The sequence below is a fragment of the Oceanicaulis sp. UBA6590 genome (genome assembly GCF_002433705.1).
Lineage (GTDB): Bacteria > Pseudomonadota > Alphaproteobacteria > Caulobacterales > Maricaulaceae > Oceanicaulis.
The window spans coordinates 130,025-155,008 of the sequence record NZ_DJIQ01000062.1 but is presented as its reverse complement, the minus strand read 5'-3'; the positions used below and the strand labels follow the sequence as shown (position 1 = coordinate 155,008).

Genomic DNA, 24,984 nt, shown 5'->3' with positions numbered 1-24,984 from the left:
GACGGCTCTTATTGTGGCTGATGATGGATGAAGCCGCCGCAAGGATATGCTTTGTGGAGCGGTAGTTCTTTTCCAGCCGGATGACATGCGCGCCGGGAAAATCCTTCTCGAAGCGGAGAATATTGTCCACTTCCGCGCCGCGCCAGCCATAGATCGACTGGTCGTCATCGCCCACGCAGCACACATTGCCCGAGCCGCGCGCCAGAAGGCGCAGCCACAGATACTGGGCGACGTTGGTGTCCTGATACTCGTCCACCAGCAAATAGCGGAACTTGCGGTGAAAATCCGCCAGCACATCGTCATGGTTCTGGAAGATGGTGATGTTGTGCAGCAGAAGATCGCCGAAATCGCAGGCGTTCAGCACGCTCAGGCGGTCCTGATAGAGCTTGTAGAGTTTCCGCGCCTTGCCGTCTGCGAAGCTCCACTTGTCCTCTTCGGGGATGCGTTCGGGCGTCTGGGCGCGGTTCTTCCAGCCGTCGATGAGGCTGGCGAGATGGCGCGGCGTCCAGCGCTTGGTATCAATGCCCTCGGCCTCAAGGATCTGCTTCAGAAGCCGCAGCTGGTCGTCGGTGTCCAGAATGGTGAAGGTGGATTTCAGCCCCACCAGCTCGGCATGGCGGCGCAGGATCTGGGCGGCGATGGAGTGGAAGGTGCCCAGCCACGGCAGGCCCTCGACCTGCTCGCCGATGATCTTGCCCACCCGCTCCTTCATCTCGCGCGCGGCCTTGTTGGTGAAGGTCACCGCCAGAATGTTCCAGGGCTGCGCCTTGCCGGTCGCCAGGATATGCGCCAGCCGCGTGGTCAGCACGCGGGTCTTGCCCGTGCCCGCGCCCGCCAGCACCAGCACCGCGCCGTCCACCGCCTCGACCGCGGCGCGCTGTTCGGGGTTCAACCCGTCAAGATAGGCGGCGTCCGCACGCGGCGCCCGTGGGGCCGCCTGCTGGGAAAGGGGGACAGAGGACATGACGCAGGCTTTCGCACTTCGATTCGCACAGGAGAACGAAACTAGCACATCCGCTTGCAAAGCGTAGGGGCGGCGATGTCATCGATGGTTTGCCGGACAAGCGCGCTAGCGATGTTCTTCCTCGTGCCGGGCCTGCAGCGCATGGGCGTAGGCGGCATGGGCGTCGGCCTTGGTGATGTAGCCCACAATGGGCTGGTCGCCATGGCGGGAGCGGACCTGCGCCCCGTCGATCTTCTCGGCCGAGAAGAAACCCATCACCCGGCCCAGATAATCATCGTCATAGACGCAGGCTTCATCGAGTTCACCGGTCGCATCATGGCTGTCGAGCGGGGTCATGATGTCGCGCGCGCGAATGGTCTGCAGGATGACGCGGGCGTCGCCCTGGGTGAGGTCAAAGCCGTGACGCTCGACCTGCTTGTGAAAGAAGCTGCCCTTGGTGATCGAGGTGGTGATGACGCTGGCCAGCGACACGCAGACCAGTAGCGCGATCGAGGCTTCATAGCTGGCGGTCAGCTCGAACACGATCAGCGTGGTCGAAAGCGGCGCGCCCAGCACGGCGCCGCCCACAGCGCCCATGCCGATGACGGCGAAATAGGCGCTGCCAGCGCTGTCAGGCCCCAGGATCGGGGCGATCAGCGCGCCATAGAGCGCGCCCAGCATGGCGCCGAGATAGAGCGAGGGCGCGAAGATGCCGCCGCCGAAGCGGAAGGCCATGGTGGCGACAATGGCGGCGAGCTTGAGCACGATCAGCGCCGCCAGCGTGCCGATGGCGTAGCCGCCCGCCAGCGCGATCGAGGTCGCTTCATAGCCGACGCCGAGCACTTCCGGCGCCAGGACGCCCAGGCCTCCGATCAGCAGCCCGCCGAAGGGCGGCAGGATCCAGAGCGGGACCGAGAGCGCCTGAGCGCGCAGGGCGAGGCCGCGCGGCAGGTTGAAGGACAGCATCACGCAGGCGATGGCGAGCGCCGCCGAGGCGAGGCCGAGCGGAATGATGGCGATGAAGTCCGCGAGACTTGCGGGCGGGATCTCGGGCACCGAAAAGGCGGGCGTGGCGCCGAAATGGATGCGCGAGAGGATCGCGCCGATCACGCTGGCTGCGGCGACCGGACCGATGGAGCGCAGGGCGTAATGGCCCAGCACCACCTCGAACGCAAAGAGGGCGCCGGCGACCGGCGCGTTGAAGCTGGCGGCGACGGCGGCGGAGGCCCCGCAGGCGAGCATGATGCGCGCGCCCCGGGCCGGCAGGTTCAGCGGGCGGCTGATGAAGCTCGCAAGCGCGGCGCCCAGATTGACCGACGGCCCCTCGCGCCCGGTGGAGCCGCCTGCGCCGATGGAGACAGCGTGGATCAGGGCGGACCAGACGCTGGGCATCAGCGCCATTTTCCCGCCCTGTGCGGCGCGTGCTTCCATGACGTCGGCGACGCCCTCGGCGCGGACTTCCGGCAGCCAGTTTGTTTTCAGGCCCACATAGAGCAGAAGCGCGACGACGCAGCCGCCAGCCACCGGCGCAAGGATCACCATGATCGGGGGCAGGGTGGAGGCGGTGCTGGCGAGACGTTCGGAAAACTCGCCAAAGGCGACAAGTTGCACGGACTGGATGGCGAGACGCAGGCCGATGGCGGCGTAGCCCGCCACAACGCCCACCACCAGCGCCAGCAGCCACAGCGCAGGCGAGCGCCCGTCAGCAAAGCTGTTCTTGAGATAGCGCAGCAGTTTGTCGAGCGGCGACAGGGGCGGCGGGGTGACGGCGGTGCTCATGCCATCTTCAAACCCCGCTCGCTCCGTATCGTCAACTCCGGATCAGTGCTGACCGGCGCCCAGGGCGCGTTTGAGCGCCCACACCCGGCAGGCGCTGGAGAGGGGCTGATTAGGCTCGCGCATCTCGTCGATCGAGGTGATGAGCCCGGCCAGAGATCCGCCTGTATCGTTCAGCTCATCGTCGATCACGGACCAGAAATCCGGCTCGAGCGCCAGAGAGGTCGCGTGTCCCTTGAGGGTGACTGAACGTTTCTTGAGCATGGTGTCTAGGCCAGTTCCTTGAGCGCTTCGGCGTTGAAGTCTTCCAGATCCTCAAAGCGGCCGTCCTTGACCTTGCGGGCCCAGGCGTAATCAGACAGCAGGGCCCGGCCCACACCCACGAGATCAAATTCGCCCGCGTCCAGGCGCTCGATCAGCTTGTCGAGGCCAGACTTTTCAGAGGCTTCCCCCATAAAGGCGCCAATGAAGTCACTATTAAGGCCAACAGATCCCACTGTTATGGCAGGTTTACCGGTGAGCTTTTTCGTCCAGCCGGCCAGATTCAGTTCGGAACCGTCGAACTCGGGCAGCCAGAAGCGACGGGTGGAAGCGTGGAAAATGTCGACGCCGGCTTCAGACAGCGGCGCGAGGAAGGCTTCGAGCTCGTCCGGGGTTTGCGCCAGCTTGGCGTTATAGTCCTGCTGCTTCCATTGCGAATAGCGCAGGATGAGAGGCAGGTCGGCGGGGATGCGGGCGCGGACGGCGCGGATGATTTCCTGCGCGAACTCGGTGCGCGACAGCAGGCTGCCGCCATACTTGTCGTCGCGCTGATTCATGCCCTCCCAGAAGAACTGGTCGATCAGATAGCCATGCGCGCCGTGCAGCTCGATGGCGTCAAAACCGATCTTCGCGGCGTTCTCGGCGGCGTCCGCGAAACCCTTTATGGTGTCGTCGATCTCGGCCTGGGTCATCGGTTCGCCGACGGTCTTGCCGCCGGGCATGATGCCGGACGGACTGTCGGACGGCGCGTCCGGATGCGGACCGGTGCCCGGCTTGCGCGCGAGGCCCACATGCCAGAGCTGGGGCGCGATCTTGCCGCCCTTGGCGTGGACAGCGTCCACCACTTTCTTCCAGCCGGCGAGGGCCTCTTCCGTGTGGAAGTTCGGGATCGCCGGATCAAAGCTGGCGCCGGGGCGATTGATGGTGGTGCCTTCGGTGATGATCAGGCCGACATCATTGTCCGCGCGGCGCTCGTAATAGCCGACCACATTGTCGTTGGGCACGCCGCCCGGGCTTTTGGACCGCGTCATGGGCGCCATGACGATCCGGTTCTTGAGTTGGAGCGAGCCAAGCTCGAACGGTTGGAAGAGGGCGTTGGTGTTCGGCATGAAGGGTCCCCTGAAAGCACGAATGAACGGCGATCAGTTGGATATATCGCGCGCGACAATCAAGGGACTTGTCTGGGGAAGGCGCCTCTCGGATTGCCGAGACCAGGATATTTCCCAGAATTTTCAGAGCAATACGCAGTTTCGCCTATGAGGATTTTTTCCGGGCTTCCCCGTGGGCGCCTTCGAGCTCCGGATCATAGTGTCTGCAGTTGCGACTGATAATGAGATTGATTATCGAAACGGCATTTTATAATTCATAACAACGAAAAGCATTCTCATCTTCAAACCGGACGGATCTCCATGCTCATCACCAAGGCGCGCATGATGACGGCGCTGGCCGCCATCCTGTCGCTGGGCTCGGCTCAGGCGGCTGAAACCTCTGATCAGACAGTTGAGGACACAATCGTGGTCACGGGCCGCTATCTGTCGATCGACCAGCTGAATGCCGTGAAGACGCCCACTCCTATCCTGAACGTGCCGCAGAGCCTGTCGATCGTGACCCGCGCCCAGATCGAGGATCAGGCCTTCACCTCGATTGGCGACATCCTGCGCTATACGCCGGGCCTGGCGGTCAGCCAGGGCGAGGGGCACCGCGATTCCATCATCATCCGCGGCAATCAGAGCACGGCGGACTTTTTCCTCGATGGTCTGCGTGATGATGTTCAGTACTACCGTCCGCTCTACAATCTCGAGCAGGTGGAGATCCTGCGCGGGTCAAACGCGCTCCTCTTCGGGCGCGGCGGCGGCGGCGGCGTGATCAACCGCGTCACCAAGACCGCGCAGCTGGACGAGGACTTTGCAGGCCTCAACGCCAGCGTGGACACGTTCGGCGCCTATCAGCTGGCGGGCGATGTGAACACGGTGCTGTCTGACACAATTGCGTTTCGCCTGAACGCCTATGGCGAGCATCTGGAAAGCCATCGGGATGTGTTTGACGGCGAGCGGTACGCCATCAACCCGACTTTCACATTCGATCTCGGCGCCCGGACTCAGGCCGTGCTCAGCTATGAGTATATGAGCGATGATCGCGTGGTGGATCGGGGCGTGCCGTCGGTCTCCGTCGCCAATGGTCCAGATGCGCCGCTTGAGGGGTATCGCGATACCTTCTTTGGCGATGCGGACGGCAATAACACGACACTGGACGCCAGCATCTATCGCGGCCGTGTCGAACACACCTTCTCGGACGCGCTGCGCGGCAATGTCACGGTGCAGTACGCAGACTATGACAAGCTCTATCAGAACATTTACGCGGCGGGTTTTGATGCGACGACCGACACGCTCACGCTCGACGGCTATCGCGATCCCACGACACGTCAGAACCTGATCATCCAGGGCAATCTGGTGGGCGAGTTCGCCACCGGTCCCTTCCAGCACACTTTGCTGTTGGGCGCTGAATATGGCGACCAGTCCACCACCAATGCGCGCCAGGACACCCTGTTCGCCGCGACTCAGGACGACCAGATCAGCGTCAGCCTGACCGATCCGGTGGTCGTGCCGAGCTATACCTTCACCAGCAATGTGCGCGACCGCTCCTCGGATGTGGAGTTTGTCTCGCTCTACCTTCAGGACCAGATCGACATCACCGACCAGTTCAAGCTGGTGCTGGGCGGTCGCTATGACCGGTTTGACGTGGCGGTGCTGGACCGTCTGGCGATCAGCCCGACCGATGACGGCCGTCGGGGCCGGGTGGACGAGGAATTCTCGCCGCGTCTGGGCGCGATCTACAAGCCGGCGGAAAACGTCTCGGTCTATGTCAGCTATGCCGAGACCTTCCTGCCGAGCTCCGGCGATCAGTTCCTGACCCTGACGACCACGAGCGAGGACATCGAGCCCCAGCGGTTCGAGAACACCGAAGTCGGCGTCAAATGGGATTTCGCAGAGCGTCTGAGCCTGACCACGGCCCTGTTCCGTCTGGAGCGCGGCCAGTTCACCACGGTGGACCCCGATGACCCCTCCATCGTCACGCTGGTGCCGGGCAGCACGACGGAGGGTTTCGAGGTTCAGCTGCTGGGCCGGCTGACCGATCAATGGACCGTGAATGCGGGCTATAGCTATCTCGACAGCACGGTCGAGGGCGGCGCATTTGATGGCAATGCCACCCGCCAGACCCCCGAGAACATGATCTCGATCTGGAACGAGTACCAGGCCACTGATCAGCTCGCGCTCGCGCTGGGCGTGACCTATCAGGACAGCTTCTTCGTACTGGAGAACAATGCTGTCGAAGTGCCCGATTACACCCGCGTGGATGCGGCGGTGTTCTATGATCTGACCGATCAGACCCGTCTGCAGCTCAATATCGAGAACCTGCTCGACGAGGACTACTTCCCCGACGCGCACTCGAACGACAATATCTCGACCGGCAAGCCGCTCAATGCGCGCCTGACAATCCGTCACCGGTTCTAGAAACGGGACGTCCCGAAATGAAAACGGCGGCTCATCGAGCCGCCGTTTTTTTATGTATCGGACCTTTTGTCAGGCTCCCGCTTGTGCGCCTCCAGCGCCGCCTTGCGTTTGGCCTCACGCGCCTTCTCAAGGTCGCGCTGGGCCTTGGGCGTACCGAACTGGACGCGATTGGTTTCGGACTGCTTGGCCTTGTCCTCTCGCGCCTTCTTCTTGCGGAACTGACGCAGATTGATCGGCTGGGTCATGGGAGCCTCTCAGGCTCCGCCGCCGAAGCGGCGGAGCAAAGCGTACGGCCTATTTCGGGCCGATCATGTCTTCGGGGCGCACCACGCGGTCGAACTCTTCCTCGGTGACGAAGCCGAGCTTGATGGCTTCCTCGCGCAGGGTGGTGCCGTTCTTGTGGGCGGTCTTGGCGACGGTGGTGGCGTTGTCATAGCCGATGGTCGGCGCCAGCGCCGTCACCAGCATGAGCGAACGTTCCATGATGTCGGCGATGCGCTGCTCGTTCGCTTCAATGCCGACGACGCAATTGTCGGTGAAGGAATGGCAGGCGTCCGTCAGCAGCTTGGCGCTGGTCAGCACGTTCCAGGACATCATCGGCTTGAAGACGTTGAGCTGGAACTGGCCCTGGCTGCCCGCAAAGCTGACGGCGGAGTTGTTGCCCATCACCTGGGCGCAGACCATGGTCATGGCTTCGCACTGGGTCGGGTTCACCTTGCCCGGCATGATGGAGCTGCCCGGCTCGTTCGCCGGCAGGGCGATCTCGCCGATGCCGCAACGCGGGCCGGACCCCAGCAGGCGGATGTCGTTGGCGATCTTGAACAGCGACACCGCCGCCGAATTTAGCGCGCCATGCGCTTCCACCATGGCGTCCTTGGTGGACAGCGCCTCGAACTTGTTGGGCGCGGTCACGAAGGGCAGCTTGGTGAGGTTCGCCACTTCCTCGGCGAACTTCTCGGCAAAGCCGATCTTGGCGTTCAGGCCGGTGCCGACCGCGGTGCCGCCCTGGGCGAGCTCGTACAGCGCCGGCAGGGCCGCCTCGACGCGACGGATGGCGTTGTCGATCATGTGCACATAGGCGGAGAATTCCTGACCCAGCGTCAGCGGGGTCGCATCCATCAGGTGCGTGCGGCCGATCTTGATGATGTCCTTGAAGGCTTCGGACTTGTCATTGAGCGCATTGCGCAGGGTCTGCAGCGCCGGGACCAGATCGTGCTTGAACACTTCCGCCGCCGCAATGTGCATGGCGGTGGGGAAGGTGTCGTTGGACGACTGGGAGCGGTTCACATGGTCGTTGGGGTGGACCGGGTCCTTGGAGCCGACTTCACCGCCCAGGATCTGGATGGCGCGGTTGGAGATGACCTCGTTGGCGTTCATGTTCGACTGGGTGCCGGAGCCCGTCTGCCAGACCACCAGCGGGAAATGGTCGTTGAGCTTGCCTTCGGCGACTTCGAGCGCCGCGGCGGCGATGGCGTCGCCCAGCTTGGGCTCGAGATTGTCGAGCGCCATATTGGCCTTTGCGGCGCAATGCTTGACCACGCCCAGCGCGCGCACAAGCGGCAGGGGCTGGGTCTGGCCGCCGATCTTGAAGTTCATCAGCGAGCGCGCGGTCTGGGCGCCCCAGAGCTTGTCGGACGGGACTTCGAGGGGGCCGAAGGAATCGGTTTCAACGCGCATCTCGGTCATGGGTCTTTCTCCAGTACGGCGTGGGCCTTGTATGGGGCGTCTATAGGCCTGCAGGGCAAAGACAGGCAAGCCGCGCCTTGGTCGCAATGAGCGTGATCTGCACCTTGATTGAACCGGATGCCCGTCAGGGCGCACCTGAAGGGCGTACCGGCAGCCAGGGGAGATGCAGATGGATGCCTTTCAGGGTGCGGCGCGCCTCATCGGGATGAGCGACGCCATCTGGGCCAGGCACGCCCATCCGCTCAGCGTATGGAGCCGCATGCTGGCGGCGCCTTTGATCTTCATATGCCTGTGGAGTCCGGTCTGGATCGGCTGGTATGGCGTGGGGCTGATCGGGATGGCGATCCTCTGGATGTGGCTCAATCCGCGCCTGACCCCGCCGCCGAAGACCGGTCGCAGCTGGGCGAGCAAGGGCGTCATCGGAGAGCGCATCTTCATCAACCGCAAGGCGGTTCCGGTGCCCGTGGGCTATAAGCGTGCGGCGTTGCTGACCTCGGCCCTGTCGGCGCTGTTCATGCTGGGCTTCATCCTCGCCTATATCCGGCTGGATGTTCTGGCGGCGGCCCTGGCCTGGCATGGGTCGGCGGTCGCGAAATACTGGTTCGTGGACAGGATGGCGCTGCTTGCCGAAACCATGAAGGACCGCCATCCTGTCTATGCCGCCTGGCTGGCGGGCGACTGGAGCGCCACGCTTGACGAGGCGGGCGAGACAGCCGAATCGTCATAGGAAGAACGAACAAGGTCCCATGCCGCGCTTCACGTCATTGCCGCCGGAGTACTGGGATCAACTCGACTGGACCGGGAGAGGGAAGGTGCAAGCCTCCGCCATTGATGGATCTCTGAATGTGCGTGTGGATGCGCTGACCTCACAGACGCGCAAGTTCAAGGAGCTGATCGCCGCCTTCTTTCGCACCGAGTTCAAGCGCGTGCGCCCGAAATACGGGCCGTTCGAGGTGATCATCGAGATCGAGCGCACTGAGAACAGCCCCGTGCATGACGTGGACAATGTGGCGAAAGCCATACTGGATGCGCTGACGGGCGTCGTCTTCCACGATGACAGCCAGGTCCAGCGCCTGCATGTGGAGAAGGTTCTGGGCGAACGCGCACGGGTGAAGGTCCGCGCGCGCCCCATCGGCGAGTTGACCCACAAGGACCAGGCTGACGCCGCCTGATCCGCGACAGGTGCAGACAAGAAAAAACGCCAGGGCCAGGGCCCTGGCGTTTTTTGTTGGCGGTCTGGCTCGGTCTAGAACTTGTAACCCAGCGTGACCCAGTATTTGGTCCGGTCCGCTGGCGCATAGGCGGCGTCCGGGCCGTCATAATCGGCCATTTCAAACGACAGGCTGACATCATTGGCGAAACTGAAGCTGACGAACAGGTCCAGTTCCTGACCCAGATCGTCGCTGGTGTTTTCCGCCTCGAACTCATGCCAGATCAGGCCGGCGCGCCAGCTCTCGATCGCGGACGCCTCGACGCTCGCGCCATAACTGACTTCCACATGAAAGTCCTCAAGACCGTTCGCCGGGGCTGCCCGGCCGCCGCCATGGAACACGTCCGCCCAACCTGCGGTGCCGTGATTGGCCGCGAACGGGTTGGCGAATGCGTAGGTTCCATCGCCGGACACCACATCATAACCGAGAGCGAGACGAGCGCCGTTGCGCGAGAAGGCGACGCCGGAATCGATCAGCGTGTTGTCGAAGTCCGCGGTGGCGGATCCGGAGTCGTTCTGCGCCGCCACCAGCAGATCATAGCTGACGCCGACTTCGCCCAAGGTGGTCGAGCCGGTCAGGCGAGCGCCATAGGTGGTGTTGGACAGGTTCTCGCGACCCGGTTCGGGAATGTCGATCAGGTAGACGAAGCCGGACAGTTTCAGCGCGTCATTGACGTCATAGCTCGCATGGAACAGATGCGCGTCGGTCTCCCAGTTGACGTCATCGCCCGGACCACGATTGAGCTGCCAGTGATAGACATAGCTGGCTTCAAAGGCGCCGCGTCCGAAGGTGGCCATGGCGGCGTCGTGCGAGTTCTTGTCCTGGCGGTGGCCCGGTGAGCCGATGATGCGATTGCCATCAAAGCCCAGATATTGACGGCCCACCGTAAAGGACCAGTCCTCATTGGGCTTGAAGCCCAGCTGAGCGCGGTTGAGCTCGGTGAAATCCGGATCGTTGATCGTGGCGTATTGCGGCAACGGATCAAGCGAGGTGTTGCGATCCTCGTCGCCGGCCAGCGTGATGTTGTTTTCAATTTCCGCAAGGAAGGAGAAGCGCGTATCCGCCGGTTTGAAGCGTACGCCGACCCGGCTGCGCAGGGTCAGGGACTCCGCTTCCAGCTTGCCGGTCTGCTCCACGGATTCATAGCGGCCCCGGAAGTCGCCGAAAATCTCCGCCGACTGCGCCAGCGCCGCTTGAGGGAGAAGCGCGGCGCCTGCCCCCAGCAGCAGGGAGAGTTTGTAAGATTTCATGTCCAGCCTCTTCGGTTGGAGACAATGCCAAACCGGACGCCCCCAACAGGCCACCCGATACTGCAGGCATTACGGACTGAAATGCTTCAAGTTTGGTTAGTCAGGTGTTCAGCATGACCGAACGCGAAAACCCCATCCAGATCAACTGGATGGGGTTATGCGCATCTGGGAGGCGTATTCAGTCTGCGATCCGCGCGCTCAGATCCTGAGGCCTGGACGACCTTATGGCTCCGAAAATCAGACCGCCGACCAGAAGAATGGCGAGCAGATGCACGACCCAGGACAGCCGACGAAGCTGATTGGCCAAGGGCTCTGCATAACCGGGCGTGCTGGTGAGTCGGGTGTCGAGCTGCGCAAGCTGGCCTTGCATTGCCTCATCAAGGCGCGTCAGCTCCATGACCTGTGCCTGGATCGCCGCGTCCGCCCGGTCCGCATCCATCCGGGCGGCCTGGAGCATGACGCTGCGAATGGCCGGCAGTGCGGCTTCCAGCTCATCCAGAGGCGCCTGGAGCGCGCTGTCCCGATCGGTCCTGAGCCTGACCGCGTCTAGGGCCGCTTCATATTCTTCCAAATTGATGAGGAGCGCCTGCATGCGCAGCTGGCTGGGCGCGCCGATCATGGCCTGGGCGTCGCGCATCAGGGACGCCTGGTCCTTGCCCAGAGTGGAAGCGGCGTAGGTCAGCTCCACGCTGTCACGGGACTGGTTTTCCAGATGACGGATGGAGGCCCCCAGCAGCGAGCTCGTCACTGCGTACACAAGCAGGAGGAGGAGAGGCAGGGTCGGAAGCCCCTGACGGGAAAACGGCGAGAGAGCAGACGTCCAGTTCGACATGAGGGTCTCCAGCATCAGATGTGTTCCCGTTAAAAGAGAATCACGCGCCAACATTCTCCCGATCCTGAGCGGCCGGTTATTAAATTAGTCTTGCCCTAGGGTTGTTGTCTTTTTCGGTTGCGCCGTCAGGCGCGAGTGACGCGACACAAAAAAAGGGGCGCTGTGCGCCCCTTTTTGCATGATGTGAGACGGGTTCAGGAGGCGCGCATTGTTTGCACGAAGCTCTCGAACTCTTCCTTCCAGGCTTCATGACGATCCGCCATTTCCTGGGCTGCGGACAGCACCGATTTGGAAATCTCGTCAGTCTGGTGGGTGAACTCCACCACTTTGGCGACGCTTGATGCAGCGTCGCTGGATCCGGAATCGGCGCGTTGGGCGGATTCTGCGATCTCGGTGGTGGCCACGCGTTGCTGGTCGATCGCCGCAGCGCAGCTGGTGGCCAGTTCGCCCAGCTGGCGCACCGCCTGAAGGGTGCGGTCCGTCGAGGCGGCCGTCTTCTCGGAGGCGGACTGGATCGCGGTGATCTGGGCGGATATCTGTTGGGTGGCGTTGCTGGTCTGCTCGGCCAGTTCCTTCACTTCGCTCGCGACAACCGCGAAGCCCTTGCCGGCTTCACCCGCGCGGGCCGCCTCGATGGTGGCGTTCAGGGCCAGCAGATTGGTCTGGTCAGCGATGGTTTCGATCAGCGTGACAATCTCGCCGATCGCCTGTGCGGCCTCGGACAGCTGGGTCACGACCGTAGAGCTCTGCTCGGTCTCGTCGCCGGCTTCACGCGACAGTTCTGACGTCCGGGTGACCTGCTCGGACACTTCCCGGATTGAGGCGGCGAGCTCCTCGGAGGCGGCGGCGACGGCCTGAATGCCGGATGCGGCCGCGCCCGACGCGGTCTGGGCGTCCCGGGAGAGGCCCGAAGCCTCGCTGGAAGAGCTTTGCATTTGCGAGGCCGAGGAGGAAAGCTGCTGGGAGGCGGCCATGACCGAGTTCAGAAGCTCGGTGGAGCTGCTCTCGAAGCGCACCACGGCGCTCTCGATCTCTTTCTGGCGCTCCAGACGCTGGGCGGCCTCCCGGGTCTGGTTCGCATGAACCTCGTCGGCGTTGCTCAGTGCGGACTGAAGCGTGGCGATCGCGCGGCCGAGATCGCCAAACACATCCTTGCGGCGGGTTTCGTCAATCGACATGTCGCGTTCGCCATCCGCCAGCTTGCCGACCAGGGACTGGATCGAGCTGACGGAGCGGGTGATGCTGCCGCCAATGATCTGGGTCATGGCCATCAGACCCGCAGCGGTCAGCACCAGGGCGACCAGGCTGACCCATTGAGAGGTCGCCGCAACACTGTCGCGAGCGGCCCAGGCCTCGTCCAGAAGGGCGCGTTCGCCATCCCGGACCACCTCGATATTCGTGTCCATCCGGTCGTCATACACCGCAAGGGCGTCGATAAAGCGCTGCATCTCGACATCGGAATAGGTCGAGATGTTCGCCGCCGCCGTCTCGATCAGCTGATTGAGGCCCGGGACGTCGGCGCGGATCTCGGCGAGCGCGGCGCGGAAGACAGGATCTGTCACGATGGCCTCGACATCGCTCAGCGATGTTTCGAAGTCCGCCAGATTGCCCAGGGCGGCGTCGCGGCGTTCCGGCGTCGGCGCGCTGGCCATGAGGTAGGTGTCGCGCAGCAGAGAGGTGAGGTCCTTCTCAAGTCCGCTGGCTGCCACAAGGTTCTCGGTCGCCTTCGTCGCGCGGTCATCCACGCGCTGGCTGACCGTGCCCATCAGGAAGTTGGCGCCGACATAGGCCAGCATCAGGATGATGGACGCCCCCGCAATCATGCGAAGACGCGCTGTCAGCGAGAACTGATCCAGCTTGTTGATCATGGTTCGACCCCTGTCTTTCTGCTCGATTGCGCAGCTCGTGTCAGACTTTCAGGCAGGGACAGCGCAATCCTTAACCATGGTGTGCGCTTCGCCGGTTAATATATGTTTGCACTAAAAGCGTTCACCGACGTCCGTCAGCCAACGCCCGGGATTCCGGCCGGCGTCTCAGGCTGAGCATGGCCCAGACCCCGACGATCGGCCCAAGCGCCAGCGGCCAGAAGGCGAATCGCCAGCCGATATGCTCCGCCCAGACCGGCAGCAGCTGCACTGTGACCAGGGTCAGGGCAAAGCCCATCGCGGTCTGCAGGGTGAGGATGGAGCCTGCCTTGTCTGGGGGGGCGAGCTCGGCGGCCGCCGCGGAAAACTGGGCCGAGTCCGCAATGACCGTGATTCCGTAGATCAGCAGCAGGACGATCATGACGAGGGCGGGCGCTGACCAGGCCCAGGCGCTCAGCAGGGCGCAGCTTCCGCTAAGCGTCATGGCGAGACTCGTGACAAGGGTGCGGCCTGCCCGATCCGCCAGCCAGCCTGCGCCCAGCGAGCTGACCGCGCCTATGGCGACGATCGCGAAGGTCAGCCCTGGCCCCGAGATGCTCTGGGCGAGCTGACGCTCCTGCGTCCATATCGCAACAAACACCCCGACCCAGGCCCAGAAGGCGTAGAGCTCCCACATATGGCCCAGATAACCCAGATTGACGCGCGCCAATCCCGGGTCCCTCAGGGTCAGGCGTATGGCCCGGGGGTCAAAACCCGGAGCGCGTCGAAAAGCCGGACCGGCCCTCGAGCTCAGGATCAGGGCGGCGCTGGCCAGGGCCGCCAGACCCGACACGGCGAATGGCGCGCGCCAGTCCAGTCCGTCGGTCAGGAGCGGCGCCAGATGCGGGCTGGCGGAGCCCAGGGTCAGCGCGCCGACAAGCAGGCCGATCAGGAGGCCCGTATCGCCTTTCGCCCAGCTGGCCGCGAGCTTCATGCCGACCGGATAGACAAAGGCGAGTGCGGCGCCGGCGATCATCCGAGTGAACGGCATGAGCAGGGATCCCGGCGGTGTCAGCAGGGCGCACAGGCTCATGAGGCCTGCCAGCAAGGCTCCGCTCGCAAAGACCTTGCGGGCGTCAAACCGGTCCGCCACGCCGAGACTGGCGCTGGCAAGCGCCCCGAGCACGAAGCCCAGCTGGACGGCGCTGGAGAGTGCGGCGCCGTCGAATGTGGAGAGCGCGCCCGTGTCCTGCAGCCCGGGCAGCGCGGCTGCGCCTGCAAACCAGACAGACAGGGCCAGAACCTGGGACAGGGCGATGAGCGCCAGATGGCGCGCTTTGCCTGGAAGCTCAGTCATCCCCGAACGGGCGTCGCGCGGCGGTCGCGCTGGCGGTGGCGCACAGCACGCCTTCGGAGTTCCACAGCCAGCCTTCAGTGAAAATGACGCTGGAGCCCAGCCGCACGACCTGGCCACGCGCCCGGGCGCGATCAGTCATCAGGGGGCGCAGGAAGCTGGTTTTCATTTCAAGTGTCGGCACAGCCGCTTTCAAATCGCCGGCGACGAAAGCCGACAGACTCATCGCCTCATCCAGAAAACCGGTCACGATGCCGCCCTGGATGGAGCCGTTGGGATTGAGAAAGTCGGGGCGCGCCTCGAACCAGGCTTCCACCCAGTTCGCCTCGGGATCAAGATCGATCAGCGAAAAGCCGAAATGGCGCGTGGCCGCCGGCAAATGGTCCGGATCGGAAAACAGCGCGACCAGTTCATCCCTGCGTGACGGCGACGAACTCACTCTTTGTTCCGGAACGCTTCAAGGCTGACGACCGTGCCCTCATTGACCTGATCGTCGCCATCGCCCTGGCCCGGAGTGTCGTCCGGCGAGGGGGCGGCGTAATCAAAGTGCAGACGGAAGCCGACGCTGGGATCATGAAAGCGGGTCACCGCGCGCCACGGCACCTTGAGATATTTCGGCACGCCGCCGAATTTCAGCGTGACTTCAAAGCCTGCGTCATCGACCTCGAGATCCCAAAACTGATGTTCCAGTACGATCGTCATTTCCTCGGGGTAGGCGCTGGCGAGGGATTCATCGATATCGCATCCCGGATCGGAGGTGCGAAACGTGATGTAGAAATGGTGCGCGCCCGGCAGGCCGTCGCCCGCCGCCCGTTCCAGAGACTTCCGAACAACATCGCGCAGAGCTTCCTGCGCGAGCTGTTCATATTGCATCAGGTCTTTGGCCACCTGCATCGCCCTTTCCCAGCCACGGCAATCTGGAGGGAAGGGTACTTGTTCCCTGCGAGGCGTCAATCGATCGTGGCCGCTGTGCGCACCTGTGCGATTTCGTCGATCGGGAGAAATTCGGCTCTCGGCAATCGTAAAAGGTGACATCGCGCCATTTGTGTAGGATTCTGGCAACGAAACCCTAAGGTCTGTGGTGTATCGAGCTGGGGTGGAGCGGGGCGCCGGGGATGGACGCGGCTTGCAGCCCCGGGGAGGCGGATGATGCGTTCTGTACTCGATCGATACTGGCCCGTCTCGGGCAGTCAGGACCGCATGGGGGTCGCTTCCGAGCGTTTGCTGACTGTTTTCTGCATCCTTGCGGGGTTGAGCGGTCTGTGCGTCAACATCATCAATACCCGCTTCCTGCCCGATTACGCGGCCGAGGTCGGAACGGGTTTCGCCGTCTCGGCGCTGTTGCTGATCGCGCCCTACCTCATCAACGGGCGCTCGAACTTCAATCTTCGCGTTCGCGTGATCGGCCTGACGGTGGTGGGGGTTCTCGGCCTGCTGTCGCTGATCAATGGCAACCTGACCAATGTCTGCAATCTGGGTCTGATCCCGGCGGTTCTGACCTTCTGTCTGGTGCTGGGCGTGTCAGATGGCCTGATGATCGTGCTGTTCAGCATCGGGGTCTATCTGGCGACCTATTTCATGAGCCGGGCAGGCGGCGCCGCGCCGTCATCTCTGGAAACCTTGCTGGCGGGGCTGATCCTCTCGCAGATCTTCGTATATGTCTCGGCGGCCTTTTTCCGCTTCAACATGATGGCGGCCGTCAAGGCGCTCGCCGCCGAGAAGGCCAAGGCCGAGCAGGCCAATCAGGCCAAGTCGCAATTCCTGGCCAATATGAGTCACGAGATCCGGACGCCCCTGAACGGGGTTCTGGGGATGACCGCGGTGCTGGCCCTGTCCAAACTCGATGAGCGCCAACGCAAGGCGGTCGAGGTGATCCGGATGTCCGGCGACCATTTGCTGTCGACCCTGAATGACATTCTGGACCTCGCCAAGATCGATGCCGGCCAGATGGATGTGGAGACCGTCGAGTTCGTGCTGGGCGATGTCGCGGAGCAGATCGAAGCCCTGTACGCGCCCCAGGCCGAGAAGGCTGGACTGAGTTTTTCACTGCGCTACGAGCAGGGGGTCAGCGCGCACAGTCTGCGGGTCGGCGATCCGACGCGGCTTAGCCAGATCGTGCACAATCTGGTCTCGAATGCGTTGAAGTTCACCCGCAAGGGCGGAGTCCGGCTCAGCTTCGCTCAGGATGAGGACACCGAAGAGCTGATCCTGCGGGTCCGTGACACGGGCTGCGGCATGACGGTCGATCAGCTCGAACGGGTCTTCATGCCGTTCACGCAGGCGGACGCCTCCACCTCGCGCGAATATGGCGGAACGGGGCTCGGCCTTTCGATCGTCAAGCGTCTGCTGGAAGTCATGAAGGGACGCATCGATGTGGAGAGCGAGCCTGATGTGGGCACGCTGTTCACCGTCTACCTGCCCTTCCGTCCGGTCGGCAGCGGGGATGCGGACGTCATCGTGAAGCCGTCCTGTGATTGTGCCGACACCCTGCCGCACGGGCTGAGAATTCTGGTGGTCGATGATTGCGAGACCAACCAGACCGTCGCGGCGGGCCTGTTGCGGGCCTGTGACGTCGAAGTGAGCCTGGCCGGTGACGCCCAGACGGCGCTCGACCTTTGTACAAAAGCCGACTTCGACCTGGTTCTGATGGATATCCGCATGCCGGGACGGGACGGCGTGGCGGTGCTGGGCGATCTGCAGACCGCCCGCAAGGCGGACGGTCGTGACATGCCGCCGGTGATCGCGATGACCGCCAATATCATGGCCCATCAGGTGGAAAGCTACATCGAGGCCGGCTTTGTGGATACGCTGGCCAAACCCCTGCGCCAGGATGTGCTGGTTCAGGCGGTGTCGGACGCCGTGTCGGAAGCGGGGCGGGGACTCAAGGCGTCGGCATCGGTGCGAACCGCCTAGGCCGAGGCTTCAGACAGATAGGCAAGGCGCAAGCCGCCCCAGTGCCTGCCGCCGATATGAATGGGGGCGCTGATGTCCTTCATCATCACGAAGCGGCCCGCGCCCATATCCCGACGATAGGTCTGAAGCAGGACAGGCTCGGTGTTCTGACCGGCGCGCAAACCGACGCGGTCATTGAAGATGCGCCGGTTCCTGCAATGGGCCGCATTCCAGTCCGGGTCATCGCCCTGGGGTCTGGAAAATTTCAGGTTATGGGTTGGAAGATACCCGTTCTGATCCACCGCCGCGCAGAACACGATATCGGGATGGCTCTCCGCCACGGCTTCCTGAATCGGGGGAAGCAGGCGGTCGGTGATCGGCGTGAACCGGGTCATGAATTGCTGGGGATTCGTTCCCTCGATCGGGCGGTACCGATCGTCAAAGAAGTCCTCCAGCTGCGCCTCTGCGTTTGCAATGGCTTCTGAAAAGGCCGTCTCGATCTTCGCACGGGCGTCCAGAAGCGTGCGAATGAAAGCGCTGTCGCGCGTTTGTGCGCCGGACATGGCGGCGCGCACGACCATGGCGTCGGCCTCGTCGACAGTGGTGCTGATCCGACTGGCGGATTGGTCGAGCGCTTCGCTCGAGCGGCTGACGACGCTGTTCAGGTCTCGCACCTTGCTGGTCAGATCCGCCGTGCGATCCTGAATGGCGCGCGCATCGCTCGCCGCGGCTGCGCTGGAGGCGGACATCCCCGAGACGGAGTCGGACATGCCGTGGACCAGGGCGCTCAGCTGCGTGGTGGATTCGCTGACCTGATCTCCGGCGCCCGCCGCGGTCCGCCCCAGATTGACCAGGGCGTCGCTTTCGCCGCGGATTTCCGTAAGAAGGCCCTGGATCGTGAGCGTCGCATTGGCGGTTTCGCCGGCCAGCGCCTTCACCTCGCCGGCGACCACGGCGAAGCCGCGGCCAGCCTCCCCGGCGCGTGCAGCCTCGATCGTGGCGTTCAGAGCCAGAAGATTGGTCTGGCTGGCGATGCGTTCGATGGCGTCGGACATGTCCCCGACCCGGTTGAGCGCATCCAGAAGAACCCTGACCTGATCCTGCATGGCGCTGACCGTCGAAACGAGCGTGGAGATGTCCTCTCCCGTGCGGTTCAGCGCGCCCTGCGCTTCAGCCATCGCGGATGCGGCGGAGCGGGCATGGGTCTCTGTCTCTTCCGTCACGGACAGGATAGATCGGCTCTGTCCCAGTGTTTGTTCGGCGTCCTGGCCCAGAGCCGCGAAGGCGTCTTTCAGCCCGAGAATGGCCTGGGAGGTTTCATCGATCAGGCCAGAGACATCGGCCATGGAGACGCCGAAGGCGGAGAGCGCATCTGAACGGGACGCCTCAGCGGGTTCAGACGTTTCTGGGCTTGCAAAAGAGTCGGCGGGGTCAGGTCGGGATGACATGCCGGTCCCCAAACGGATCGAATCTGTCGCTCAAGCTTCGGCGCGGATCGATTAACAAAACCTTCCGCATGCCGGGTTGGGCTATGCGACCTTCGTCGAAAGGGTGGGAAAGTGGGGGCTTCTGTTGCCAGGCGCCCCCGAGCCCCGCCTGACCTTGCTAGAGGTCAGGACTTAAGTGCGAGATACCCGCGCTGCTATGCAGCGAGAGCGACCTCTTCAGCATAGTTGTCGTTGGCAACTACTAAATATGGGCTGGTAACGAAGCCCATTCGGGCGAAAGCCACGTCTTTAGCCATCTGTCGATCCTATTCGGCCCCATGCTCGCCGCCCAACGTGCGGAAGAGGATTGGTGGAGCCGCCGGGATTCGCACCCGGGTCCAGCCTGGTTATTACACGCGCGTTTATCGCCATAGTCCGCCGAAGCGAACATCATGAATATAGGTGATGCGCCCACTGGGTTAAAGAGGGCGGGCGCATCACACTCCTGCCTCTCAAAGCCTATCCGCCGCCCGGAAGCGAGCTGCAGTCTGGCAGTACAGCCATATAATCCGCCAAGGGCGGCAGCCCCACCTCAGCACGCCGGGCATCAACCACGGCTTCCGGGTCTGCCAGCGGCGTTTGCAGACGCTGCTCGCCGTCGACGCATTCAAACTGTGAGCCATAGGGTTGAGGCGCGTTGTCCATGACGGCCAGTCGATCCGTCAGGAGGGCATAGTTGTCAGGCGCAATCTCTCCGCTCTCGGCCAGACGCGCAAACCGCACATGAACATCTCTCATGAAGTCGGGGTCATGAGTGGCGTGCTGGACGATCAGGAATGCGTTATTGTCCGCTTCCTCGCCATAATCCGAACGCGTGAACCAGTCGATCTGAGACAGCCGGTCTTTGAGCCAGTTCGCGTTTTCGCGATCAATGCCGTTCATGTGTCGCATCAGACGCAGCCAGGTCAGCGTGGCCTCATTCGGCCCTGCGCCTGGCGTCTCGAGCATCTCAAGCATCAGAAAGCGGACACGCTGATCCCGCGCCGTGCGCTGTTGCAGGATCTCCAGCGTCGCCTCGGGGGCAAGGGCTCTGAGCTCGGCTTCGAGCGCTCGATCCTCCTCAAGATAGGCGTCAAACAGGGCATCCGCCGTCGGCGGGCCATCCGCTCCTGGATCCGCGCGTGCTGAACATGCGCCGACAAGCACTGACAATCCGATCAGCATGGCGAGCGACAAGCGTGAAAACGACCTCATTTCGACCTCCAAATTTAATCTGAAAAAGACAATACCTCGAAATACAAGGTATTCAAGTTTTCGATTTAAATGCTATTCGGGACGGGGACTGACACGGGATGAACCAACCGCCATGACAGACAGTGAGGCCAAGCTGGACCGGCAAATGCGCAAGGGGTTGCTGGGTCTGGCGGCCCTGTCTGCGCTCGCGGGTTCGCCGCAGCACGGCTATGCCCTCGCGCAATCGCTTCATGCCGTTTTCGGCGCCTCGATACCTGAGGGCACGCTCTACCCTCTGCTGTCGGGGTTTGAGGCGGAGGGGTGGGTCGGAACCGAATGGGATACCTCACGGCCCGGACCCGCCCGCAAGGTCTACAAGATCACGGAGACTGGCCGGGAGGCGCTACAGCGTCTCGGGACGCGCTTCGCACACTTGGCCGACGCCATTCAGGAGGGATTTTGATGAACCTTGTCAGAGTTCAGGACCTTGCTGACAAAGCAGCGCGTGTTCATGCACGGGACTGGTTTGATCGCTTCGCAAAAGCCTATGTCGGAGACGCAGTGGCGCGCGACAATGCCCGAGATCAGCTCGAGAGCCATCTGATCGAGGCGCTGGAGTCGGACCCGCAAGCCAGTGTTCAGCGTGTGGATGAAGCCCTTGCGCGTTTGGGCGTGCCCGAAGAGATCGCGGCTGAATGGAGCGAAGCGCCTCTTGAAGCGCCGTCCGGGGGCGTCCGCAGAAAGGTGGTCCGTTTTGCGGCCAGTCTGGCGCGCGGAGCATCCGGAATTCTGGCCATGCTGATGCTGGCGGCCGCTCTGGCGCGCATGAGCGATCCGCAGTCCGTGGGGGTGTTCAGGCTCTCTGACGGCGTCTGGCTTCTCGGCACGGCCAACAACCAGAATGTCGAGCAGGACGTGTTGGGCGCTTGGACGATTCCGGTCGCCCTGGCCCTGGCGCTGGCCCTCATGATGGGGGCCAGCGCCGGTCTGGGCCTCTGGAGCGCCATTATGTCATGGCGCAAAAAACGAGGCGTCAGCCCATCTTCATGATGAAGGCGTTGAGCTTGTTGCCGTCGAGATCGCGGAAATAGGCGGCGTAGAACTGGTCGCCGCGCCAACCCGGCTCGCCTTCACAGGTTCCGCCCAGCTCAAGCGCGGTCTTGTAGATCTCGTCCACATGCGCCTCGTCCCGGGCCGCCAGAGCCACCATGACGCCATTGCCAACCGTGGCGGGCTCGCCATTGAAGGGCTTGGTCAGGCCTATCCCGGCGCCGCCATCTGGCTTGCCCCAGGCGATGAAATTGCCCGGATCCTCCATCATGCGCGGCGTATCCAGCAGCGCTGCAATGCGGTCATAGAAGACCGCGCTTTTCTCAAGATCATTTGTCCCGATCGTCACATAGCCAATCATGGTGCGTTCCCCATTTGTTCGATGGTGGAGGGAACCACGCGCCCGTTCGTTCGGCAAGTTAATTCGCATGCTCATGCATGGAAAAAACGCGGCTATCCCCTGAAGCCGCGCAGTCTCAGGGCGTTGGCCAGCACGCAGACGCTGGACGCGGCCATGGCGGCGGCGGCGAAGATGGGGGAGAGCGACCAGCCGAAGACAGGGGTGAAAACGCCTGCCGCCAGCGGGATCAGCAGCGCATTGTAACCGAAGGCCCAGACCAGGTTCTGCTTGATGTTGTTCAGCGTTGCGCGGCTCAGGCCCAAGGCGACCGCCACCGCGGCCGGATCATCGCGCATCAGGACGACGTCCGCGCTTTCAAGCGCAATGTCCGAGCCTGAGCCCATGGCTATGCCCACATCCGCCTCGGCCAGCGCGGCGGCGTCATTGATGCCGTCTCCGACGAAGGCGACCGGGCCATAGGCTTTGCGCAGTGAGGCGACAGCCTGATACTTCTCATCCGGCGGGGTCTCGGCCCGGACATCCTCGACGCCCAGCGCCTGACCGACAGCGCGCGCCGGCGCATCGGCGTCGCCCGTGATCATGGCCAGGGTCAGGCCGTGTTCACGCAGGCTGTTCAGCGCATCGAACGCGCCCTTTCGGATCGGGTCGGAGACGCCGAAAGCGGCCTGAAGGCTCTGGCCGCGAGCCAGGACAATCACGGTCACTCCGTGTTCATCGAGCGCGGTGATCGCGTCGGCGAGCGGGTCAAGCTCGACGCCAAGCCGGCGCATGAAGCGTTTGGAGCCCAGGTAGACGGGCTCGCCATCCAGCTCCGCCTTGACCCCGTAGCCGGATTCCGCGGTCCAGTTCTCGAGCGTGGGCAGTGAAAGGGATTTCTCTTCGGCGGCGCCCAGAATGGCGCGCGCAATCGGGTGTTCACTGGTGCGTTCCAGAGCGGCGGCGAGGGATAGCGCCGCCTCTTCGTTCACGGTCTCGATCGTATGAATCGCGGTCAACGCGGGCTTGCCCTCGGTCAGGGTGCCGGTCTTGTCGAACGCCGCCACGCGCACATCGGACAGGCCTTGCAGCGCCTCACCCTGGCGGAACAGAACGCCCAGCTCTGCGCCGCGTCCTGCGCCCACCATGATGGAGGTGGGGGTGGCGAGCCCCATGGCGCAGGGACAGGCGATGATCAGAACGGCGACGGCCTTGACCAGCGCTTCGCTCAGACCTGCTTCGGGCGCCAGCGTCAGCCAGGCGAAGAAGGTGACGAGCGCGATGGCGATGACGGCGGGCACGAAATATCCCGTCACGCGATCCACCAGGGACTGGATGGGCAGTTTGGCGCCCTGAGCCTGCTCCACCATGGCGATGATCTGGCTGAGCACCGTATCCGCGCCAGTCCGGCCGGTGCGGATGACAAGGGCGCCTTCGGCGTTCATCGACCCGCCGACCACCGCATCACCCTTGGATTTATGAACCGGGATAGGTTCGCCGGTCAGCATGGATTCGTCCACATAGGACTGGCCGCTTTCCACTTCGCCATCCACGGGCAGACGTTCGCCGGGGCGCACATGGACAAGATCGCCGGGCGCCACCTCATCCAGGGACAGCTCGACAGTCGATCCGTCCCGATCCACGCGAGCGGTTTGCGGGCGCAGGCCGATCAGCTTCCTGATCGCAGCGCTGGTGCGGCCCTTGGCGCGCGCCTCCATGTACCGGCCTGCAAGGATCAGCGTCGTGATCATCGCGGCGGCTTCGAAATAGACATGGCGCGCATCGACCGGGAACAGCTCCGGCGCCAGCAGGACAAGCGTGGAATAGGCCCACGCGGCGCCAGCGCCCAGTGCGACGAGCGAGTTCATTTCGGGCGCCCGGCGCAACAGCGCCTGGCCGCCAAGCGTGAAGAACCGACGCCCGGGGAAGGCGAGCACCAGAGAGGTCAGCACGAACTGGATCGACCAGCTCAAGGTCTGTCCCAGCGTGGACATGATGAGATGATGGAAGCCGGGGATCATGTGCCCGCCCATCTCCAGCACGAAGACCGGCAGCGTCAGCAGAACGGCTAGGATGAGCTGACGCTTTAGATCAGCTTGTGCTGCGGCTTTTTCCGCTTCCTCGCGGGCGGCGCGATCGGGGGCCGGATCATAGCGCTCGGCCTTGAAGCCGACGCTCTCGACCGCCGCGATCAGTTCGGCTTCATCCAGATGGTCGCCCATTATCTGGGCGCGGGAGGTGGCGAAGTTCACATTGGCCCGCTCGACGCCTTCGGCCTTGGCCAGAGCCGTCTCCACCTTTCGCACGCAGCCTGCGCAGCTGAGGCCGGAGAGAGACAGGGTGAGAGCGGAAGGGGAGGGTGTCTGGGTCATGCCGATCAGATCGTTGCTCGCGGCATCCAATGCAAGTGCTTCAAGATGAAGACCGGCTGCGGTTTATCCGCGCAAGAGCGCGGCCCGGCCTGTCAGCGCGGCCTTTATCGAATCATCAGCCGGGTTAGACTTCGACCCGACCCCGGACCGAAGGAGATCGCCATGGTGCTCGCAGACACGCCCAAGCCTTATCTCGGCTCTCCGATCGAGCGCGCTTATCTCGATCTCCTGCACGAGATCATGGAAACGGGCGAGGACCAGACCGACCGCACCGGCACTGGCACGCGTGGCGTGTTCGGGCGTCAGATCCGCTGTGATCTCAGCGACGGCTTTCCGCTCCTGACCACCAAGAAGGTGCATTTCAAGTCCATTGCGGTGGAGCTTCTGTGGTTCATCAAGGGCATCACCAACGTCAAATGGCTGCAGGAGCGCGGCGTCTCGATCTGGGATGAATGGGCGGACGAAAATGGTGAGCTCGGCCCGGTCTACGGCAAGCAATGGCGCCGCTGGGAAGGCCCGGATGGGCGTGAGATCGACCAGCTGGCCGGTCTGATCGATCAGATCAGGCAAAGCCCGGACAGCCGCCGCCACATCATCAGCGCCTGGAACCCCGCCGACGTGCCCTCCATGGCGCTGCCGCCCTGCCATACGCTGTTCCAGTTCAAGGTGCTGGGCGGGCGCCTGCACCTGCAGCTCTATCAGCGCAGCGCGGACATGTTCCTGGGCGTGCCGTTCAATATCGCAAGCTACGCTCTGCTGCTCGCCATGGTCGCGCAGGCGACCGGCTATGAGCCGGGCGAGTATGTGCATACCTTCGGCGACGCCCACATCTATTCAAACCATTTCGATCAGGTGCGCGAACAGCTCTCGCGCGATCCGCGTCCTCTGCCGACGCTGAAGCTCAACCCAGAGATTACCGACCTCTTCGCCTTTGAGTACGAGGACATCACGCTCGAAGGCTACGACCCTCACGCGCGCATCTCGGCGCCGGTAGCGGTGTAGGC

Annotated in this window: 23 protein-coding genes and 1 other RNA gene; 7 read left to right on the top strand and 17 right to left on the bottom strand. The window is 63.3% G+C overall.

The features are described from left to right. From B2Z70_RS13000 to B2Z70_RS12985, 4 genes are all read right to left on the bottom strand, one after another. The coding region (locus B2Z70_RS13000; protein ID WP_292983779.1) for an ATP-dependent helicase at positions 1 to 964 on the bottom strand (964 nt) is incomplete at its 3' end. A 105-nt stretch (positions 965 to 1,069) separates the two neighbouring features. Next, a complete protein-coding gene (locus tag B2Z70_RS12995) occupies positions 1,070 to 2,722 on the bottom strand; it encodes a chloride channel protein (protein WP_292983777.1) in 1,653 nt (550 codons plus the stop codon). A gap of 42 nt (positions 2,723 to 2,764) precedes the next feature. Next, complete coding sequence (locus B2Z70_RS12990) at positions 2,765 to 2,983, bottom strand: ribbon-helix-helix domain-containing protein (protein WP_292983775.1); 219 nt, start codon at positions 2,981 to 2,983, stop codon at positions 2,765 to 2,767. 5 nt (positions 2,984 to 2,988) lie between these two features. Next, positions 2,989 to 4,089 (bottom strand): NADH:flavin oxidoreductase, encoded by a 1,101-nt coding sequence (locus tag B2Z70_RS12985; protein ID WP_009801468.1) that lies wholly within the window; start codon positions 4,087 to 4,089, stop codon positions 2,989 to 2,991. A 300-nt stretch (positions 4,090 to 4,389) separates the two neighbouring features. Between B2Z70_RS12985 and B2Z70_RS12980 the strand changes: the two genes are divergently transcribed. Beyond that, on the top strand, positions 4,390 to 6,492 hold the full coding sequence (locus tag B2Z70_RS12980; protein WP_292983772.1) for a TonB-dependent receptor: 2,103 nt from the start codon (positions 4,390 to 4,392) through the stop codon (positions 6,490 to 6,492). Between the two features lie 50 nt (positions 6,493 to 6,542). On the opposite strand, the gene B2Z70_RS12975 is transcribed toward B2Z70_RS12980, so the two are convergent. Both B2Z70_RS12975 and fumC read right to left on the bottom strand, forming a co-directional pair. Then, on the bottom strand, positions 6,543 to 6,737 hold the full coding sequence (locus tag B2Z70_RS12975; RefSeq protein WP_292983770.1) for a DUF4169 family protein: 195 nt from the start codon (positions 6,735 to 6,737) through the stop codon (positions 6,543 to 6,545). 49 nt (positions 6,738 to 6,786) lie between these two features. Then, positions 6,787 to 8,178 carry a class II fumarate hydratase gene (fumC, locus tag B2Z70_RS12970; protein ID WP_009801465.1) on the bottom strand — a complete coding sequence of 464 codons (1,392 nt, stop codon included), beginning with the start codon at positions 8,176 to 8,178 and terminating at the stop codon, positions 6,787 to 6,789. Between the two features lie 169 nt (positions 8,179 to 8,347). Here fumC and B2Z70_RS12965 point away from each other — a divergent pair, with 169 nt between their 5' ends. Together B2Z70_RS12965 and B2Z70_RS12960 are read left to right on the top strand one after the other, a co-directional pair. Next, positions 8,348 to 8,905, top strand: a complete 558-nt coding sequence (locus B2Z70_RS12965) for a DUF6653 family protein (RefSeq protein WP_292983768.1) — start codon at positions 8,348 to 8,350, stop codon at positions 8,903 to 8,905. A gap of 85 nt (positions 8,906 to 8,990) precedes the next feature. Further along, on the top strand, positions 8,991 to 9,350 hold the full coding sequence (locus B2Z70_RS12960) for a RusA family crossover junction endodeoxyribonuclease (protein WP_009801463.1): 360 nt from the start codon (positions 8,991 to 8,993) through the stop codon (positions 9,348 to 9,350). Between the two features lie 74 nt (positions 9,351 to 9,424). Here the strand turns inward: B2Z70_RS12960 and B2Z70_RS12955 are convergent, their stop codons facing one another. The 6 genes from B2Z70_RS12955 to B2Z70_RS12930 all read right to left on the bottom strand — a co-directional run bounded on the left by B2Z70_RS12955 (position 9,425) and on the right by B2Z70_RS12930 (position 15,563). After that, positions 9,425 to 10,639 (bottom strand): hypothetical protein, encoded by a 1,215-nt coding sequence (locus B2Z70_RS12955; protein WP_292983766.1) that lies wholly within the window; start codon positions 10,637 to 10,639, stop codon positions 9,425 to 9,427. A 178-nt stretch (positions 10,640 to 10,817) separates the two neighbouring features. Further along, on the bottom strand, positions 10,818 to 11,471 hold the full coding sequence (locus B2Z70_RS12950; protein ID WP_292983764.1) for a hypothetical protein: 654 nt from the start codon (positions 11,469 to 11,471) through the stop codon (positions 10,818 to 10,820). A 194-nt stretch (positions 11,472 to 11,665) separates the two neighbouring features. Then, positions 11,666 to 13,339 carry a methyl-accepting chemotaxis protein gene (locus B2Z70_RS12945; protein ID WP_009801460.1) on the bottom strand — a complete coding sequence of 558 codons (1,674 nt, stop codon included), beginning with the start codon at positions 13,337 to 13,339 and terminating at the stop codon, positions 11,666 to 11,668. 121 nt (positions 13,340 to 13,460) lie between these two features. Beyond that, positions 13,461 to 14,672 carry an MFS transporter gene (locus tag B2Z70_RS12940; protein ID WP_292983761.1) on the bottom strand — a complete coding sequence of 404 codons (1,212 nt, stop codon included), beginning with the start codon at positions 14,670 to 14,672 and terminating at the stop codon, positions 13,461 to 13,463. Continuing rightward, positions 14,665 to 15,108: a PaaI family thioesterase gene (locus B2Z70_RS12935; protein WP_292983759.1), complete on the bottom strand. Its 444-nt coding sequence runs from the start codon at positions 15,106 to 15,108 to the stop codon at positions 14,665 to 14,667. The genes B2Z70_RS12940 and B2Z70_RS12935 overlap by 8 nt, the downstream gene beginning before the upstream one ends. Next, positions 15,105 to 15,563: an SspB family protein gene (locus B2Z70_RS12930; protein WP_009801457.1), complete on the bottom strand. Its 459-nt coding sequence runs from the start codon at positions 15,561 to 15,563 to the stop codon at positions 15,105 to 15,107. Before B2Z70_RS12930 ends, B2Z70_RS12935 begins: the two co-directional genes overlap by 4 nt. A gap of 252 nt (positions 15,564 to 15,815) precedes the next feature. On the opposite strand from B2Z70_RS12930, the gene B2Z70_RS12925 reads away from it, so the two are divergent. After that, a complete protein-coding gene (locus tag B2Z70_RS12925) occupies positions 15,816 to 17,582 on the top strand; it encodes an ATP-binding protein (RefSeq protein WP_083783204.1) in 1,767 nt (588 codons plus the stop codon). On the opposite strand, the gene B2Z70_RS12920 is transcribed toward B2Z70_RS12925, so the two are convergent. The 3 genes from B2Z70_RS12920 to B2Z70_RS12910 form a co-directional block, all read right to left on the bottom strand. After that, on the bottom strand, positions 17,579 to 19,009 hold the full coding sequence (locus B2Z70_RS12920) for a methyl-accepting chemotaxis protein (RefSeq protein WP_292983756.1): 1,431 nt from the start codon (positions 19,007 to 19,009) through the stop codon (positions 17,579 to 17,581). The genes B2Z70_RS12925 and B2Z70_RS12920 overlap by 4 nt on opposite strands. Positions 19,010 to 19,119: 110 nt before the next feature. Next, positions 19,120 to 19,476: a transfer-messenger RNA gene (gene ssrA / locus B2Z70_RS12915) on the bottom strand. 31 nt (positions 19,477 to 19,507) lie between these two features. Beyond that, on the bottom strand, positions 19,508 to 20,242 hold the full coding sequence (locus tag B2Z70_RS12910) for a DUF6624 domain-containing protein (RefSeq protein WP_292983754.1): 735 nt from the start codon (positions 20,240 to 20,242) through the stop codon (positions 19,508 to 19,510). A 112-nt stretch (positions 20,243 to 20,354) separates the two neighbouring features. On the opposite strand from B2Z70_RS12910, the gene B2Z70_RS12905 reads away from it, so the two are divergent. Together B2Z70_RS12905 and B2Z70_RS12900 are read left to right on the top strand one after the other, a co-directional pair. Next, positions 20,355 to 20,684, top strand: coding sequence for a PadR family transcriptional regulator (locus B2Z70_RS12905; protein WP_292983752.1), 330 nt, complete (start codon positions 20,355 to 20,357; stop codon positions 20,682 to 20,684). Continuing rightward, on the top strand, positions 20,684 to 21,271 hold the full coding sequence (locus B2Z70_RS12900; RefSeq protein ID WP_292983749.1) for a hypothetical protein: 588 nt from the start codon (positions 20,684 to 20,686) through the stop codon (positions 21,269 to 21,271). Before B2Z70_RS12905 ends, B2Z70_RS12900 begins: the two co-directional genes overlap by 1 nt. Here B2Z70_RS12900 and B2Z70_RS12895 read toward each other — a convergent pair. Both B2Z70_RS12895 and B2Z70_RS12890 read right to left on the bottom strand, forming a co-directional pair. After that, entirely contained in the window at positions 21,255 to 21,632 is a 378-nt protein-coding gene (locus tag B2Z70_RS12895; RefSeq protein WP_009801451.1) for a VOC family protein, read from the bottom strand. The genes B2Z70_RS12900 and B2Z70_RS12895 overlap by 17 nt on opposite strands. Positions 21,633 to 21,724: 92 nt before the next feature. Next, on the bottom strand, positions 21,725 to 23,980 hold the full coding sequence (locus B2Z70_RS12890) for a heavy metal translocating P-type ATPase (protein ID WP_292983747.1): 2,256 nt from the start codon (positions 23,978 to 23,980) through the stop codon (positions 21,725 to 21,727). A 162-nt stretch (positions 23,981 to 24,142) separates the two neighbouring features. Between B2Z70_RS12890 and B2Z70_RS12885 the strand changes: the two genes are divergently transcribed. Next, complete coding sequence (locus B2Z70_RS12885; protein WP_292983746.1) at positions 24,143 to 24,982, top strand: thymidylate synthase; 840 nt, start codon at positions 24,143 to 24,145, stop codon at positions 24,980 to 24,982. Positions 24,983 to 24,984: the final 2 nt, after the last annotated feature.

Bases quoted from the DNA above. Each gene is read 5' to 3' on its own strand.
- B2Z70_RS12995 (WP_292983777.1), bottom strand. From the start codon at position 2,722: ATGAGCACCGCCGTCACCCCGCCGCCCCTGTCGCCGCTCGACAAACTG.
- B2Z70_RS12990 (WP_292983775.1), bottom strand. From the start codon at position 2,983: ATGCTCAAGAAACGTTCAGTCACCCTCAAGGGACACGCGACCTCTCTG.
- B2Z70_RS12985 (WP_009801468.1), bottom strand. From the start codon at position 4,089: ATGCCGAACACCAACGCCCTCTTCCAACCGTTCGAGCTTGGCTCGCTC.
- B2Z70_RS12980 (WP_292983772.1), top strand. From the start codon at position 4,390: ATGCTCATCACCAAGGCGCGCATGATGACGGCGCTGGCCGCCATCCTG.
- B2Z70_RS12975 (WP_292983770.1), bottom strand. From the start codon at position 6,737: ATGACCCAGCCGATCAATCTGCGTCAGTTCCGCAAGAAGAAGGCGCGA.
- fumC (WP_009801465.1), bottom strand. From the start codon at position 8,178: ATGACCGAGATGCGCGTTGAAACCGATTCCTTCGGCCCCCTCGAAGTC.
- B2Z70_RS12965 (WP_292983768.1), top strand. From the start codon at position 8,348: ATGGATGCCTTTCAGGGTGCGGCGCGCCTCATCGGGATGAGCGACGCC.
- B2Z70_RS12955 (WP_292983766.1), bottom strand. From the start codon at position 10,639: ATGAAATCTTACAAACTCTCCCTGCTGCTGGGGGCAGGCGCCGCGCTT.
- B2Z70_RS12950 (WP_292983764.1), bottom strand. From the start codon at position 11,471: ATGTCGAACTGGACGTCTGCTCTCTCGCCGTTTTCCCGTCAGGGGCTT.
- B2Z70_RS12945 (WP_009801460.1), bottom strand. From the start codon at position 13,339: ATGATCAACAAGCTGGATCAGTTCTCGCTGACAGCGCGTCTTCGCATG.
- B2Z70_RS12940 (WP_292983761.1), bottom strand. From the start codon at position 14,672: ATGACTGAGCTTCCAGGCAAAGCGCGCCATCTGGCGCTCATCGCCCTG.
- B2Z70_RS12930 (WP_009801457.1), bottom strand. From the start codon at position 15,563: ATGCAGGTGGCCAAAGACCTGATGCAATATGAACAGCTCGCGCAGGAA.
- B2Z70_RS12925 (WP_083783204.1), top strand. From the start codon at position 15,816: ATGATGCGTTCTGTACTCGATCGATACTGGCCCGTCTCGGGCAGTCAG.
- B2Z70_RS12920 (WP_292983756.1), bottom strand. From the start codon at position 19,009: ATGTCATCCCGACCTGACCCCGCCGACTCTTTTGCAAGCCCAGAAACG.
- B2Z70_RS12910 (WP_292983754.1), bottom strand. From the start codon at position 20,242: ATGAGGTCGTTTTCACGCTTGTCGCTCGCCATGCTGATCGGATTGTCA.
- B2Z70_RS12905 (WP_292983752.1), top strand. From the start codon at position 20,355: ATGACAGACAGTGAGGCCAAGCTGGACCGGCAAATGCGCAAGGGGTTG.
- B2Z70_RS12900 (WP_292983749.1), top strand. From the start codon at position 20,684: ATGAACCTTGTCAGAGTTCAGGACCTTGCTGACAAAGCAGCGCGTGTT.
- B2Z70_RS12895 (WP_009801451.1), bottom strand. From the start codon at position 21,632: ATGATTGGCTATGTGACGATCGGGACAAATGATCTTGAGAAAAGCGCG.
- B2Z70_RS12890 (WP_292983747.1), bottom strand. From the start codon at position 23,980: ATGACCCAGACACCCTCCCCTTCCGCTCTCACCCTGTCTCTCTCCGGC.
- B2Z70_RS12885 (WP_292983746.1), top strand. From the start codon at position 24,143: ATGGTGCTCGCAGACACGCCCAAGCCTTATCTCGGCTCTCCGATCGAG.